A 13,930-nucleotide genomic window follows, 5' to 3' on the forward strand; every position below is an offset into this window, starting at 1 on the left:
TTGCAGTTTCATGCGGCGATGTAGTTAAGTTGCTTAGTACCCAATAGCAGAAAAGATCGACGACGAAACCTACTGGTTAATCCGTTGATTGCTGGAAGTGCTATTTGGGGCCCTTCTTCATCAATTGCGCCGCAAACGCCACGCCATTTCCCGGTCCGGCATAAGTCACCATGATCACATCATCCAGAAAGACCCCGTTGAATAATCCCGACGACACGGCTTCCCATGAAATCCTCGCTTTGGTCAGAACAAAGCGGGTGGTGTCGTCGCTGGGGTGCATGCCTCTCTGGCCTCCTGATCCCCATTCGCTAAACACCGAAAGAAATGTCGCCCCACAAGGGGCGGCTTTTTTTGATGCCTGAGTGCCTGCTTTTTTGCGCAGGCAGACAATTAGACCAAAAACCGCTAGGCTTGCACGTGCTGAATTGACCAACATTGGTTTTGCGAGTGCCATGCTTGAATTTGATGCAGCAACAACGCGTCTACTCGATAGCGTGTATCAAGGTGCCGATGTCACCCGGCGGCGGCGAGGGTCTTTTGACGCGTTGCGACCAGCCCCGGGTGATACCATTGCGGACGTTGGATGCGGCAACGGTCTTTTGACATCAGAGCTCGCGCGGGCGGTTGGTCCGACCGGGCGTGTTTTGGGGATCGATCCAAGTGAGGCGATGCGGAGTTCCGCCAAAAACCGCTGCCATGAATATGACTGGGTCCAGATCATGGAGGGTGAGGCAGGCCAACTTCCGGTCGAGGATGCGTCACTCGACAAGGCGGTATCGGTTCAGGTTTACGAGTATTTAGACGACATTGCCGCCGCGGTGGCGGAGGCCCATCGCTGTCTCAGGACGGCTGGTCTGCTTGTCGTGGGCGACATCCATTTCGACAGTCTGGTTTGGTACAGTGATGATCCGGCAAGAATGGATCAGATGATAAAAGCCTGGGACGAGCACTTTGTCGGGAGAGACGTGCCCGCACGACTGCCACCGATATTGAGAGACGCGGGTTTCACTGTGGAAAGCATCACGCCGATCACGATTTGCGATAACGAACTCCGGCCAGATGGGCTGGCCAATATGATGATCACCCTGATGAAAAGGTTTGCCGAGTCCAACAAGCTCGTTCCGGATCAGGAAGCCAAGGAATGGGCGGATGAGCAGAGATCCTTGGCCGCGAGGGGCCGGTTTTTCTTTTCGCTAACTCATTTTGTCATCAGCGGGCGCAAATCCTAGACTTTGGTCTGGATGCGCTGATTGACTCAATCAAAGGCTATTGCCTGAGCAAATGGAGCTAAAAAAAGAAACCGGCGCGAAGAACGCCGGCTTCACTTGGTCTTTTATCCCGCGCTGGGTTTACCCGAACACACGCCCCAGTGCGCCATCAACCGCATCGGTGATTTGGTCGATGTCGTCCGCCGTGGCGATCAAAGCCGGAGAGAAGCATAGCGTGTTGTTGCGGCCGGGGACCGAGCGGTTGGTGACACCGATGATTACCCCTTGCGCCATGCAATCGGCCACGACCGCTTGGGCCAGCTTTTCATCCACCGGTTCTTTGGACGCCCGATCCGCGACCAGTTCGGCACCCAGGAACAGGCCCTTGCCGCGCACGTCGCCGATGACCTTGTGCTTGTCCATCAGTGCCTGCAGGTTGCCCATCATGCGATCCCCCATCGCTGCGCAATTGCCCAGCAGGTTCTCGTCTTCGATGATGCGCATGTTCTCGATCGCCGCCGCCGGCCCGGCGGTGCAGCCGCCAAAGGTCGAGATGTCGCGGAAATAGTTCATCGGGTCCGCGGCATCGTCTTTGAACATGTCAAAGACTTCCTCGGTGGTCACCATGCAGGCAATCGCGGCATACCCCGAGGCCACGCCTTTGGCCATGGTCACGAAATCGGGTTTCACGCCGTATTGCTGGTACCCGAACCAGGTACCCGTGCGGCCAACGCCGCAGACGACCTCGTCGATATGTAGCAGGATGTTGTACTTTTTGCAGATCTCCTGCACGCGCTGCCAGTAGCCTTCAGGCGCTTCGATCACGCCGCCGCCGGCGGTCACCGGCTCAAGGCACAGCGCGCCTACGGTGTCGGGACCTTCGCGCAGGATTACCGCTTCGATCTGATCGGCGGCCCATTCGCCAAAGTTCTCGTCGGGCGCGCCGTCCAGTTCGTGCTTGCGGTATTCCATGCAGTGCGGAACGCGCACGAAATCCGGCGCAAAGGGGCCGTATTGCGCGTTGCGCTCATCCTGACCGCCCGCCGACATCGCCGCCAGGGTCGAGCCGTGATAATCGCGGTCGCGATACAGGATCTTGGTCTTCTTGCCGCCGTATTTCTTGTGGGCGATCTGGCGGACCATCTTGAAAGCTTTCTCGTTCGCCTCGCTCCCCGAGTTGGTGTAGTAGACCCGGCTCATGCCCGGCATCTTCTCGATCAGCTTTTCGGCAAACAGCGCCCCGGGGATCGAGCCCGCCGAGTTCGCAAAATAGCACAGCTTCATCAGCTGGTCGTAGACGGCCTTGCAGATGGATTCGCGGCCATAGCCCACGTTCACCGTCCATACGCCGCCCGAGACGGCATCCAGGTGTTCCTTGCCCTTTTGATCCCAGACGCGCATGCCCTTGCCTTCGACGATGATGCGCGGATCGTTCGTCTCAAACGGCTTGTGCTGGATCAGATGGTGCCAGATATGGGCGCGGTCGGCCTCGACCACGCGGGAAAGATCGTTTTCGTTGAACGTGCCGTCCATGACATGTCCTTTCAGTAAGACGCGACGCGCGGGAATCACGATGCCCGGCAGGCGCGGATGAACCAGATACCGCAGATCAGCCCGAAAGCCCGGTACGCAGTAGGGCCAGATTACCCGATCGCGTAGCTCCAGTATATTCGCCTCGCGTATTTTTACGGGTTTGTTTTGCGGCAACCTTTGTGCTCAATACGAAAAATCCGACGAATTGGGGAGGAGAGGCGGATGGCGACCCACAGCATTTATCAGCGCGATCTGGACAAAGGCCTGGCCAATTTCACGGCCCTGTCCCCGCTTAGTTATATCGAGCGGACGGCGGCCGTTTACCCTGACTATCCGGCCGTGGTCTATGGCGACCGGCGCCATAGCTGGGCGCAGACCTATGCGCGCTGCCGCCGGTTGGCCAGCGCTTTGGCTGCGTGTGGAGTGGGCACGGGCGATACGGTGTCGATCGTCGCCGCCAACATCCCCGAAATGTACGAGGCGCATTTCGGCGTGCCCATGGCAGGCGCGGTGTTGAACACCATCAACACAAGGCTGGACGCGCCAATCATCGCCTTCATCCTGAACCACGCCGAATCCAAGGTGCTGCTGGTCGATCCCGAATTCTCGGGCGTGGTGAAGCAGGCGCTGGAGCAGGTGGATCACGACATTCTGGTGATCGACATCGAGGACCCGAGTTTCGATGGTGGCGAGAAGCTGGGCGCGCAGACCTATGACGACCTGCTGGCCGAGGGCGACCCGGAATTCGACTGGTCTCTGCCCGCCGATGAATGGGACGCGATCACGCTGAACTATACCTCGGGCACCACGGGCAATCCCAAGGGGGTGGTCTATCACCACCGCGGTGCGGCGCTGAACGCCACGTCGAACATCCTGACATGGGGCATGCCGCAGCATTCGGTCTATCTGTGGACGCTGCCGATGTTCCACTGCAACGGCTGGTGTTTCCCCTGGACCATGGCCGCGAACGCGGGTACGTCGGTCTGCCTGCGCGCGGTGCGGGACGAGCCGATCTACAAGGCGTTCCGGGATGAGAAGGTCACCCATTTCTGCGGTGCGCCCATCGTGCTGAACATGCTGGCCAACGCGCCCGATCATCTCAAGGATTTCGACCATGAAATCAAGGTGATGACCGCAGGCGCCCCGCCGCCTGCCGCGGTGATCGCTGCGATGGAGGGGATGGGGATCGAGGTCACTCATGTCTATGGCCTGACCGAAACCTACGGTCCGTCGGTCGTGTGCGCGTGGAAAGACGAATGGAACGACAAGCCCGCCGAGGAACGCGCCGCGCTCAAGGTCCGGCAGGGGGTGAAATACGTTGCCCTGTCGGGGCTGATGGTGGCTGATCCCGAAACGCTCGAACCGGTTCCGGCCGATGGCGAGACCATGGGCGAGATCTTTATGCAGGGCAACATCGTGATGAAAGGGTATCTCAAGAACCCCGAGGCCACGCAGAAAGCCTTTCGCGGCGGCTGGTTTGCCTCGGGCGATCTGGGGGTGAGGCATCCCGACGGTTATATCGCGCTGAAGGACCGGTCAAAGGACATCATCATCTCGGGGGGCGAGAACATCTCTTCGGTCGAGGTCGAGGATATCCTCTACAAGCACCCCGCAGTGATGGAGGCCGCCGTGGTCGCCAGGCCGGACGAGAAATGGGGCGAGACGCCCTGCGCCTTTGTCGAGCTGAAGTCGGGCGCAGATGCGACCGAGGCCGATCTGATCGCGTTCTGCCGCGATCACATGGCCCATTTCAAGGCACCAAGAACGGTCGTTTTCGGGCCATTGCCCAAGACTTCGACGGGCAAAATCCAGAAATTCAAGCTCAGAGATCAGGCCCGGGCGCTGGGCTAGGCGCCCAGCCGGTCAAAGATCGACAGGTCCAATTCCAGCATCTCGCCCATCCAGATCGCCCGGTCGCGGTGGTCGGGCAGGTGCGGGCCGGTTTCGGGGTGGGTGAACACGGTCAGCCCCTGCCGGTTCAGCATCAGCCACGGAATCACCTTGTCGAAGGCATCGGCGGCAAAACTCAACTGGCAACTCCAGCGCGGGTGGGGGCCGACATTGCGGCTGTGCATGTGGCCCATCTGGACGGGGAACAGGCGTGCAGCCTCTTCGCAGACACGGCGGGCGGTCTCCTGCGTTTCAGCGTTGAAATAGACATGGGCGTGATAGCCGGTGATCTGTGGCATCGGGGGCCTCGTGCGGTGATTTCCGGCACAAGGCTAGGCCCGATCGGCGCCGGTGCACAGACGCATCGGCACACAGACCCTGTGCGCGGCTCAGCCCGGCGCGTGGGCGTCCGGGTGGGCCGCTGCAAAGGCGGGGTGGTCGGCACAGGCCGCCTCGACCGCCAGAATGCGTGGCATGTCGGACAGATCGACCTGCCAGCGTCGGGCGTTGTACATCTGCGGGATCAGGCAGAGATCGGCCAGCCCGGGCGCCGATCCCGTGCAATAGGGGGCTTGTTCGAACCCTTCCAGCATCGCCTCGAAGGCCAGCAGACCGGGGCGGATGAAATGGCGCATCCAGTCACCGGGCATGTCGCCCTTTCCGCCGCTCAACTGCGCAGCGTGGCGGGCGACTTTCAGGTTGCAGACCGGGTGCAGGTCCACGGCGATGGCATGGGCCAGCACCTGCGCCCTGGCCCGCGCAACCGGCTCGTCCGGCAGCAGGTTCAGACCCCGCGTCCGGTCGAGATAGTCCAGAATGGCCAGCGACTGGGTCAATTGCACGCCGTCGATCTCGAGCACGGGCACAAAGCCCTGCGGGTTGCGCGCCAGATGCGCGGGCGCGGTCTGCTCGCCCTTGACCAGATCGACGGTCTGCGCCCGATAGTCTATCCCGGCCAGGTTCAGCGCGATGCGCACCCGGTAGCTGGCCGAGGACCGCCAGTAGTCATACAGGACGACGTCGCTCATCGGGCTTTGGCCGCGTCGATCGCCTGTTTCAGGATGGCCCGGTCGCCGATATGGTTGGCCAGCACCAGCACCAGCCGCGCATTCAGCGCATCGCTTTCGGCCTTGTCCAGACCGTCGTGCGCGGCCAGCAGATCAGCATAGAAATCATCCGCGCCGTCGATATTCGGGGTGAGGATCAGTCCATCCATTGTGCCTACTCCTTGCCGATGGCCCGGCGGATCGCATGCCGGAACGCGTTGTCTTCATAGCTGTCGCGCCGTGCCGCCACATGCTGGTCGGGCCGGATCAGATAGACCGCAGCTTCCGCGTCGCCCAGATACCGCCGCTTCAGCGCCAGCGTCCGGTCGTCCTTGACCGACAGCGCCAGCCGCTCGACCGTCACGCCCTCTTCCTCGATCGTTTCCGGGGCGTCGGCGTCGATGGTCAGCAGGGTGAACTTGCCCGCCAGCTTGGGCAACAGGAATTCATCCCCCAGCGGCGCATCGGGGCAGGGCGAGCCGGGGCGCGTTTCGGCCGGACCACCCAGCGCATCTGCCGAATTCAGCGGCGAGCCGCCATAGGTGCAGGGCACGCTCAGCCGACCCGAGTTCACCAGCGGGCGGGTGAACTCGTAGTGCTCACTCAGGTCCAGAACTGCGTCACGCAGGATGCGTGACATTTCCGATTTCGGCGTGATGAAATCGGTCGAGCGGGTCGAGTTCAGGATGTTCTCGTCCGCACCATGGATGCGCTCGACGTCATAGCTGTCCAGCAGGCTGTCGGGCGCGGTACCGTCCAGGACCATCTTCAGCTTCCAACACAGGTTGTCGGTGTCCTGCAGGCCCGAATTGGCCCCGCGCGCGCCGAAGGGGCTGACCTGATGGGCGCTGTCGCCGGCAAACAGGACGCGGCCGTGGCGGAATTTCTCCATCCGGCGGCACTGGAAGGTATAGATGCTGACCCATTCCAGCTCGAACTGGACATCCTCGCCCAGCATCGCCTTGAGGCGCGGGATCACGTTTTCGGGGCGCTTTTCCCGTTCCTTGTCGATTTCCCAGCCCAGTTGCAGGTCGATGCGCCAGACATTGTCGGGCTGTTTGTGCAGCAGCGCCGACTGGCCGCGGTTGAAGGGCGGGTCGAACCAGAACCAGCGCTCGGACGGGAAATCGGCCTCCATGATCACGTCGGCGATCAGGAAGTTGTCCTCGAACACCCGGCCCACGAAATCCAGCCCCAGCATCCGGCGGGTGGGCGAATTGGCCCCGTCGCAGGCGATCAGCCAGTCGGCTTCGACGGTGTACGACCCCTCGGGCGTTTCCACCTCGAGTTTGACGTGGTCGTCATGGGTACCGATCGCCTCGACTTTGTTGCGGCCACGGATCTCGATCGGCGCGCCCTGGGCCTGCAACGCGCGGACCCGTTCGACCATGAACTGCTCAAAGTAGTATTGCTGAAGGTTGATGAAGGCCGGATGGGCATAGCCCTCATCGGGCTGAAGGTTGAATTCATAGACCTTGCGGTCGTCAAAAAACACCTTGCCGGTGTTCCACAGCACGCCCTTGTCCACCATAGGCCGGGCACACCCCAGCCGGTCGGCGATTTCCAGCGTGCGCTGGGCGAAACAGATGGCGCGGCTGCCGAAACTGACCTTGTCGTTGTCGTCCAGCACCACCACTTCGACGCCTTGCTGGGCCAGGTCGATGGCGGCGGCCAGCCCGACCGGGCCCGCACCGATCACGATCACCTGATGCCGCACCGGGGCGGGGGCATCCTGATCGGGGCTGCGGGCATAGGCATAGAGCGGCTGTTCAAAAATCTTGTTCATGGGCTCTCTCCCCAAGTTCTGTGCGCCGGGCGCACATTCCCTGCCCACCGGCGCGGGGCGCCGATGGCTCTCCTCCATGGTTGCATCGTTTTCAGGCCGGCAACACGATCTGGATCAAGTTGCCGGGCTATTTCTCAGCCCTGCAGGGCCTCCCACATCTCCAGGTCGCGCTGGGCGGTCCAGATGCGCGGGGTGTCGATGCCGCGCGCCTCGTCATAGGCGCGGGCCACGTTGAAGGGCAGGCAGTGTTCATAGATGGCGTAGTCCGAGAATTTCGGATCGCACTCCGCACGCACCGCGTCCCAGGCCTCTTTCAGGCTGCCGCCGCGTGCCGCCACCTTGGCCGCCGGGCGATAGGTGCTTTCGACGAAATCGCGGGTGTTCTCGATGGCGGCGTTCACCATTTCCTTGCCGACAAGTGCATCGCCGCGCCCCGGCGCGATGGCGTCGACGTCGAACCACTGGATCTGATCCAGCGTATCGCCCCAGTCGCTGAAATGCCCGTCGCCGCAATAGCAGGCCGAGTGATATTCGACGATGTCGCCGGTGAACATCACGTTCTGGTCGGGCACGTGGATGACGATGTCACCGGCCGTATGCGCCCGGCCCAGATGCATCAGATCGACCCGGCGGTTGCCCAGATAGATCGTCATCGTGTCGTTGAAGGTGGTGGTGGGCCAGGTCAGGCCGGGGATGCTCTCATGCCCTTCGAACAGGCGCGGGAAGCGCTGGAACTCGCTGTCCCAGTCCTCTTTCCCGCGTTCGACGACCATGGCGCGGGCCATGTCCGACATGACGATCTGCTGCGCGCCGAAGGCGCTGGCGCCCAGCACGCGGACCGCGTGGTAATGGGTCAGCGCCACATGGGTGATCGGCTTGTCGGTAACGGACCGGATGCAGTCGATCACCTTCTGCGCCAGGCGCGGCGTGGCCTGGGCCTCGACCACCATCACGCTGTCATCGCCGATGATCACGCCCGAGTTCGGGTCGCCTTCGGCAGTGAAGGCATAAAGCCCTTCGCCCACCTCGGTGAACGAGATCTTCTTTTCGGTCATGTCCCCCTGGGACGCGAATGCCTTGGCCATTTGGCGCTCCTTATCGTGCGTATGGGTCTTCGAGGGCAGGCAGCACCGTGCCGGTGCAGTCGCCGAACCCGATCGTGTAGCCGTCGCCCCGGGCCGCGCCTTTGAGGGTCAGCGTGTCGCCGTCCTCGATGAAGCTGCGGGTTTCGCCGGTGTCCAGCGTGATCGGCTCCTTGCCGCCCCAGCTGAGTTCCAGCAGCGAGCCGCGGCTGTCTTTCGTCGGCCCCGAGATCGTGCCCGAGCCCAGCAGGTCGCCCACGTTCATCGGGCAGCCCGAGGTGGTGTGATGCGCCAGTTGCTGCGCCGAGGAATAATACATTTCCTTGTAGTTGGTGCGGGCGATGGTGGACGCCGGTTTGCCCTCGGGCGCCATCGTCACCTCGAGCTCGATGTCATAGAGCATCGGGCGGCAGTCCTTGAGGTGGTCCAGCAACTCGACTTCACGCGGGGGCGCGTCGCAGCGGAACGGGTCCAGCGCGGCCTTGGTCACGATCCAGGGCGAAATCGAGGTGGCGGTGGCCTTGGCTTGGAACGGGCCCAGCGGCTGGTATTCCCACGCTTGGATGTCGCGCGCCGACCAGTCGTTCAACAGGACATAGCCAAAGATGTGGTCGTCGGCCTCCTGCACGGTGATCGGGCCGTCGGACGGGGTGCCAACGATGGCGCCCATCTCCAGCTCGATGTCGAAACGGCGGCTGGGCAGGAAGGCTGGGCGGTCGTGGTCGGGCGATTTCAACTGGCCCCACGGGCGGCGGATATCGGTGCCCGAAACCACCACCGACGAGGCCCGTCCGTTGTAGCCGATGGGGATGTGCAGCCAGTTGGGCGGCAGCGCGTTTTCCGGGCCGCGGAACATGGTGCCCACATTGGTGGCGTGGTGCTTGCCCGCATAGAAATCTGTGTATTCGCTGACGGCAAAGGGCATGTGCAGTTGGGCCTCGGCCTGCGGAACCAGCAGCGGTTCGACCTTGTTCTGCTCTTTCGACCCTTTCGCCAGCAGGGCAGTCAGTCGCTCGCGCAGCGCGGCCCAGACCGCCGGTCCCTGTTCCATCAGCGGGTTCCAGAAGGGCAGGTCGAACAGCGGCTCGTCGCCCAGCGTGATCAGCCCTTCGGCCTCGGCGGTGGACACGTCAAGGATCATGTCCCCGATGGCCACGCTGCAGCGCGGTTCGGACCCTGCGGTCGAAAAGACGCCATAGGGCAGGTTGTTCAGCGGAAACGGGTGGTTCGCGTCATTGGCCGAGGCCACCCAGGATTTCATCAAAGGCATTGCGTTTCCTTGTGCGGTGCGGTGGCCGTGGGGCCACCGGTGTCATTTCTTGCCGGGCGTGCCGTCGAATTTCTTTTCCAGATCCGTCCAGCAATCGATGTAGTCATCCTGCAGCGGCGCCTCGTTCGCGGCAAAGGCGGTCAGGTGCTGCGGAAAGCGGGTCTCGAACATGAAGGACATGGTGTTGTCCAGCTTGTCCGGCCCCAGATTGGCGTTGGACGCCTTTTCAAAGGCTTCTTTGTCGGGGCCATGCGGGATCATCATGTTGTGCAGGCTCATGCCGCCCGGCACGAAGCCCTGCGGCTTGGCGTCATACTGGCCGTAGATATTGCCCATCAGCTCGGACATGATGTTCTTGTGGTACCACGGCGGGCGGAACGTGTCCTCCATCACCATCCAGCGTTCGCGGAACAGCACGAAATCGATATTGGCCGTGCCCGGCACGCCCGAAGGCGCGGTCAGCACGGTGAAGATCGACGGATCCGGGTGGTCGAACAGGATCGCCCCGACTGGGCAGTAGGTGCGCAGGTCGTATTTGTAGGGCGCGTAGTTGCCGTGCCAGGCCACCACGTCCAGCGAGCTGTGGCCGATCTTGGTGGTGTGGAACTGGCCGCACCACTTGATCGTCACGGTCGAGGGCACCTCGCGATCTTCGAAGGCCGCCACGGGCGCCTTGAAGTCGCGCGGGTTGGCCATGCAGTTCGCGCCGATCGGGCCGCGGCCCGGCAGCTCGAATTTCTGGCCGTAATTCTCGCAGACGAAACCGCGGCAGGGGCCTTCCAGCACCTCGACGCGGTAGACCAGCCCGCGCGGGATGATGGCGATTTCCTTGGGTTCCAGGTCGATGATGCCCAGCTCGGTCGCAAAGCGCAGGCGGCCTTCCTGTGGCACCACCAGCAGCTCGGAATCGGCCGAGAAGAAATAGTCGTCCACCATCGATTCGGTGACCAGATAGATGTGGCTGGCCATGCCGACCTGGGTGTTCACGTCGCCGGCGGTGGTCATGGTGCGCATGCCGGTCAGCCAGGTCAGCGGCTGGTCGGAATGGGGCACCGCGTCCCAGCGGTACTGGCCCAGGCTGATCACGTCCGGATCGACATTCGGGGCGCTTTTCCAATAGGGCAGGTCGATCTTTTCATAGCGGTGCGAATGCTTGACCGACGGCCGGATGCGATAGCACCAGGTGCGCTCGGGCGGGTTGGCGGTGAAGGCGGTGCCGCTGAGCTGTTCGCCATAAAGGCCATAGTTGCATTTCTGCGGGCTGTTCATGCCCTGCGGCAGCGCGCCGGGCAGCGCCTCGGTTTCAAAGTCATTGCCAAAGCCGGGCATATAGCCCGCGTGGGTGCCAACGGGCGTGCTGGCCTGGGTCAGAGCGTGCGGGTCAGTCGGACGATTCATCGGGGTTCCTCCGTTTGCTGCTTGTCGGATAATAGTTGATTTTGTAACTAACAACCATGACACAGCCAGATTCCGCCGAAAAAGATGACTTCGACCTGCGAAATTTCCTGCCCTTCCTGCTCAACCAGGCGGCCGAGGAAAGCTCGTTGGATTTCCAGAAGGTCTACAAGAACCGTTATGGGATGCTGCGCACCGAATGGCGCGTTCTGTTCCACCTGGGCAACTACGGAGAGATGACCGCCAAGCAGATCGGGGAACGTGCCAAGATGCACAAGACCAAGATCAGCCGCGCGGTGCACAAGCTGGAACAGCGCCGATACCTGCGGCGCACCCGCGACGAAAACGACCGACGGATGGAGCGGCTAACCCTGACCCCCGCCGGTCTGGCGGTGTACCGGGAACTGCGCAACATCGCCCGCGACTATGACGCCCGGCTGGCGGGCATGTTCACCACGGGCGAGGCGGCGCTGTTGCGGATGATGCTGCGGCGGCTGGCCGGGATGGACTGACCTCTGGTAATCTGGCCCCGCAGCCCCCAAGTGGGGTGCAGACCAGACGGAGCCCCAAGATGCCATCCACCGACCCCAAATCCCGCGCCGATGACCTGATTGGATGGTTGCTGGACCGGGGGCTGGAAGGGGCCGAACAGTCGGAAATACTCGAAGGCTATTGCCTGCGGCTTGTGGATGCGGGCGTTCCCCTGATGCGGTTTCACGCCGCCCAGAGCGCCTATCACCCCACTTACGGCGGCACCGGCTTCAACTGGTACCGGGACGAAGGGGGCAGCGTCGAGAATTACGAGCACCGCGAGGAATTGCCCGATCAGTGGGTTTCGAGCCCGCTCTACGCGATGCTGCAGTCCGGCGCGAAGGAACTGCGTGAAAGGCTGAAAGACCAGAACGAACCCAGCCGATTTCCGTTTTTGAACGAACTGCACCAGAAAGGTGCCACCGACTACTTTGCATCCGGTCTGGTTCTGCAGAAAGTCGAGCCCGAAAACCGGATCGCCCTGGACCAGATGCCCGAGGGGGTGCTGATGTCGTGGACGACGGACCATGCCGAGGGGTTCGACGACATTCACCTGGATCTGATCCGATATGCTCTGCCGCATCTGGGGCTGGCCTTGAAATCGGCCTCGAACCGGAAAATGGCGCAGGATCTGCTGCGCGTTTATCTTGGACGGGATGCGGGTCGGCGCGTGTTGTCGGGGGAAATCCGGCGCGGATCGTTGCAGCAGATCGACGCCGTGATCTGGAACTTCGACCTCGAGGGCTTTACCGGCCTGGCCGAACGCCTTCCCGGGTCGGACATCATTGCCATGCTGAACGACTATCTGGCCGTGGCGGTCGAGGTCGTTCAGGGTTGTGGCGGCAATATCCTGAAATTCATGGGCGACGGTCTGATGGCCATGTTCGACGTGGGCGAGATCGACGAGGACGCCCGCGCCGCGCTGGCCGCTGTTGGTGTTCTGCAGACGCGTATGGCCGAGCTCAACGCGGAACGGGCCGCCGCCGGCCTGCCGGTCGCCAATTTCACCCTTGCTCTGCATTCGGGCGAGATCCTTTATGGCAATATCGGTGCTGAAAGCCGGCTGGATTTCACCGTGATCGGACCGGCGGTGAACCAGGCCGCGCGTATTGCAGGCATGCACCGGTCGCTGGACCGGCGTATCTTGATCTCGGATGACGTGGCCCGCGCCGCTCAGCCCTGCGAACAGGACCTGATCTCGGTCGGGCGCTATATGCTGCGCGGCGTGCCCGAACCCAAAGAGCTGTTCACGATCTACGCGCCGACGGCCTAGAAGTCGATCTCGACCCCGGGCAGGTTCAGTTCGCGCATCATGTCGCGCAACTCCTGACGGGCAGCGATGTTCGAAATGTTGAGCTGTTTCACCCCGATATCCTTGAGATCCAGCAGGGTCAGCCCGCGCGGGAAAAGCTCGCGAAAGATCACACGCTCAGAAAAGCCCGAGGCAACGCGAAAGCCGATGCGCTGCGACAGCATCTCGATGGCGCGCTGCATCTTTTCCTTGTTGACCATGCGCTGGGTGCCCACTCGGTTGCGCACCACGACCCAGTCGATCGGTTTCAGCCCGGCCTGCGCCCGCAATTGCCGCGCGTTCCAGACCATCTCGGAATAGACCGAGGGGCCGAGAATCTTTTCGCCCTTCGAGTCGATCCGGGCCAGCAGGTCGAAATCGATGAAACTGTCGTTCAGCGGCGTGATCAGCGTGTCGGCCAGCGAATGAGCCACCTGGCTTAGCCTTGTGTGCGAGCCGGGGCAGTCGATCAGGATGAAATCGCTGTCGCTCTCCAACTCGGCCACGGCGGCGGACAGACGGTGGTCATAGATGTTCTCGCCGGGTTTGAGCTTGCTTGCGTCGATCTCGGGCAGGTCATGGTGACGCGGGCTGGGCAGTTCCAGCTTTTCTGTGGAAAGGAAATTGCGGCGGTTCTCGAAATAGCGGCCCAGGCTGCGCTGCCGCAGGTCCAGATCCAGGGTGCTGACCTTGTTGCCCAAACGCGCAAGCGCGGTTGCAACATGCATGGAAACCGTCGACTTGCCTGCGCCGCCCTTTTCGTTCCCCACAACGATGATATGTGCCATACCTGTATTCCCAAGTCGCGCCGTGTTTGCCTACACGTTGTTTGAACCCACTATATGTTGTGTGATCCGCGAAGAAAAGCGGTCCTGTGGGGTCTGCGGGACAATATCAG

At 62.1% G+C, this 13,930-nt stretch carries 14 protein-coding genes; 4 read left to right on the top strand and 10 right to left on the bottom strand.

The window, feature by feature from the left end; all coding sequences use genetic code 11:
* Window positions 1-100: 100 nt before the first annotated feature.
* The gene (locus GOW72_RS17730; protein WP_170367858.1) at window positions 101-454 is read right to left on the bottom strand and encodes a hypothetical protein; all 354 of its coding nucleotides are present in this window, start codon (window positions 452-454) and stop codon (window positions 101-103) included.
* Between GOW72_RS17730 and GOW72_RS17735 the strand changes: the two genes are divergently transcribed.
* Window positions 453-1,229 carry a methyltransferase domain-containing protein gene (locus GOW72_RS17735; protein WP_170367860.1) on the top strand — a complete coding sequence of 259 codons (777 nt, stop codon included), beginning with the start codon at window positions 453-455 and terminating at the stop codon, window positions 1,227-1,229. The two genes, GOW72_RS17730 and GOW72_RS17735, sit on opposite strands and share 2 nt — an antisense overlap.
* Window positions 1,230-1,349: 120 nt before the next feature.
* Here the strand turns inward: GOW72_RS17735 and GOW72_RS17740 are convergent, their stop codons facing one another.
* Window positions 1,350-2,741: an aminotransferase family protein gene (locus GOW72_RS17740; RefSeq protein ID WP_170367862.1), complete on the bottom strand. Its 1,392-nt coding sequence runs from the start codon at window positions 2,739-2,741 to the stop codon at window positions 1,350-1,352.
* Window positions 2,742-2,963: 222 nt separating this feature from the next.
* Between GOW72_RS17740 and GOW72_RS17745 the strand changes: the two genes are divergently transcribed.
* The gene (locus tag GOW72_RS17745; protein ID WP_170367864.1) at window positions 2,964-4,592 is read left to right on the top strand and encodes an acyl-CoA synthetase; all 1,629 of its coding nucleotides are present in this window, start codon (window positions 2,964-2,966) and stop codon (window positions 4,590-4,592) included.
* Here GOW72_RS17745 and GOW72_RS17750 read toward each other — a convergent pair.
* The 7 genes from GOW72_RS17750 to hmgA form a co-directional block, all read right to left on the bottom strand.
* On the bottom strand, window positions 4,589-4,930 hold the full coding sequence (locus GOW72_RS17750; protein WP_170367866.1) for a DOPA 4,5-dioxygenase family protein: 342 nt from the start codon (window positions 4,928-4,930) through the stop codon (window positions 4,589-4,591). The two genes, GOW72_RS17745 and GOW72_RS17750, sit on opposite strands and share 4 nt — an antisense overlap.
* Before the next feature lie 90 nt (window positions 4,931-5,020).
* Complete coding sequence (gene maiA, locus GOW72_RS17755) at window positions 5,021-5,659, bottom strand: maleylacetoacetate isomerase (RefSeq protein ID WP_170367868.1); 639 nt, start codon at window positions 5,657-5,659, stop codon at window positions 5,021-5,023.
* Window positions 5,656-5,847, bottom strand: a complete 192-nt coding sequence (locus GOW72_RS17760; protein ID WP_170367870.1) for a DUF2783 domain-containing protein — start codon at window positions 5,845-5,847, stop codon at window positions 5,656-5,658. The genes maiA and GOW72_RS17760 overlap by 4 nt, the downstream gene beginning before the upstream one ends.
* Window positions 5,848-5,852: 5 nt before the next feature.
* Complete coding sequence (locus tag GOW72_RS17765; RefSeq protein ID WP_170367872.1) at window positions 5,853-7,463, bottom strand: FAD-dependent oxidoreductase; 1,611 nt, start codon at window positions 7,461-7,463, stop codon at window positions 5,853-5,855.
* A 134-nt stretch (window positions 7,464-7,597) separates the two neighbouring features.
* The gene (locus tag GOW72_RS17770; protein ID WP_170343371.1) at window positions 7,598-8,548 is read right to left on the bottom strand and encodes an MBL fold metallo-hydrolase; all 951 of its coding nucleotides are present in this window, start codon (window positions 8,546-8,548) and stop codon (window positions 7,598-7,600) included.
* Between the two features lie 10 nt (window positions 8,549-8,558).
* Complete coding sequence (fahA, locus tag GOW72_RS17775) at window positions 8,559-9,815, bottom strand: fumarylacetoacetase (protein ID WP_170367874.1); 1,257 nt, start codon at window positions 9,813-9,815, stop codon at window positions 8,559-8,561.
* 42 nt (window positions 9,816-9,857) lie between these two features.
* Window positions 9,858-11,213, bottom strand: a complete 1,356-nt coding sequence (gene hmgA / locus GOW72_RS17780; RefSeq protein ID WP_170367875.1) for a homogentisate 1,2-dioxygenase — start codon at window positions 11,211-11,213, stop codon at window positions 9,858-9,860.
* 56 nt (window positions 11,214-11,269) lie between these two features.
* Here hmgA and GOW72_RS17785 point away from each other — a divergent pair, with 56 nt between their 5' ends.
* Both GOW72_RS17785 and GOW72_RS17790 read left to right on the top strand, forming a co-directional pair.
* Complete coding sequence (locus GOW72_RS17785; protein ID WP_170367877.1) at window positions 11,270-11,722, top strand: MarR family winged helix-turn-helix transcriptional regulator; 453 nt, start codon at window positions 11,270-11,272, stop codon at window positions 11,720-11,722.
* 59 nt (window positions 11,723-11,781) lie between these two features.
* A complete protein-coding gene (locus GOW72_RS17790; RefSeq protein ID WP_170343374.1) occupies window positions 11,782-13,014 on the top strand; it encodes an adenylate/guanylate cyclase domain-containing protein in 1,233 nt (410 codons plus the stop codon).
* Here GOW72_RS17790 and GOW72_RS17795 read toward each other — a convergent pair.
* Window positions 13,011-13,820, bottom strand: coding sequence for a division plane positioning ATPase MipZ (locus GOW72_RS17795; protein WP_093965175.1), 810 nt, complete (start codon window positions 13,818-13,820; stop codon window positions 13,011-13,013). The genes GOW72_RS17790 and GOW72_RS17795 overlap by 4 nt on opposite strands.
* Between the last annotated feature and the right edge of the window lie 110 nt (window positions 13,821-13,930).

It is taken from the genome of Ruegeria arenilitoris, assembly GCF_013032855.1.
GTDB classification, from domain to species: Bacteria; Pseudomonadota; Alphaproteobacteria; order Rhodobacterales; family Rhodobacteraceae; genus Ruegeria; species Ruegeria arenilitoris.

What these genes read in the sequence shown, in the direction of transcription:
- GOW72_RS17760 (WP_170367870.1), bottom strand. Translation starts at nt 5,847, where the DNA reads ATGGATGGACTGATCCTCACCCCGAATATCGACGGCGCGGATGATTTC.
- GOW72_RS17730 (WP_170367858.1), bottom strand. Translation starts at nt 454, where the DNA reads ATGGCACTCGCAAAACCAATGTTGGTCAATTCAGCACGTGCAAGCCTA.
- GOW72_RS17740 (WP_170367862.1), bottom strand. Translation starts at nt 2,741, where the DNA reads ATGGACGGCACGTTCAACGAAAACGATCTTTCCCGCGTGGTCGAGGCC.
- GOW72_RS17785 (WP_170367877.1), top strand. Translation starts at nt 11,270, where the DNA reads ATGACACAGCCAGATTCCGCCGAAAAAGATGACTTCGACCTGCGAAAT.
- GOW72_RS17795 (WP_093965175.1), bottom strand. Translation starts at nt 13,820, where the DNA reads ATGGCACATATCATCGTTGTGGGGAACGAAAAGGGCGGCGCAGGCAAG.
- GOW72_RS17770 (WP_170343371.1), bottom strand. Translation starts at nt 8,548, where the DNA reads ATGGCCAAGGCATTCGCGTCCCAGGGGGACATGACCGAAAAGAAGATC.
- fahA (WP_170367874.1), bottom strand. Translation starts at nt 9,815, where the DNA reads ATGCCTTTGATGAAATCCTGGGTGGCCTCGGCCAATGACGCGAACCAC.
- GOW72_RS17750 (WP_170367866.1), bottom strand. Translation starts at nt 4,930, where the DNA reads ATGCCACAGATCACCGGCTATCACGCCCATGTCTATTTCAACGCTGAA.
- GOW72_RS17790 (WP_170343374.1), top strand. Translation starts at nt 11,782, where the DNA reads ATGCCATCCACCGACCCCAAATCCCGCGCCGATGACCTGATTGGATGG.
- maiA (WP_170367868.1), bottom strand. Translation starts at nt 5,659, where the DNA reads ATGAGCGACGTCGTCCTGTATGACTACTGGCGGTCCTCGGCCAGCTAC.
- GOW72_RS17735 (WP_170367860.1), top strand. Translation starts at nt 453, where the DNA reads ATGCTTGAATTTGATGCAGCAACAACGCGTCTACTCGATAGCGTGTAT.
- hmgA (WP_170367875.1), bottom strand. Translation starts at nt 11,213, where the DNA reads ATGAATCGTCCGACTGACCCGCACGCTCTGACCCAGGCCAGCACGCCC.
- GOW72_RS17745 (WP_170367864.1), top strand. Translation starts at nt 2,964, where the DNA reads ATGGCGACCCACAGCATTTATCAGCGCGATCTGGACAAAGGCCTGGCC.
- GOW72_RS17765 (WP_170367872.1), bottom strand. Translation starts at nt 7,463, where the DNA reads ATGAACAAGATTTTTGAACAGCCGCTCTATGCCTATGCCCGCAGCCCC.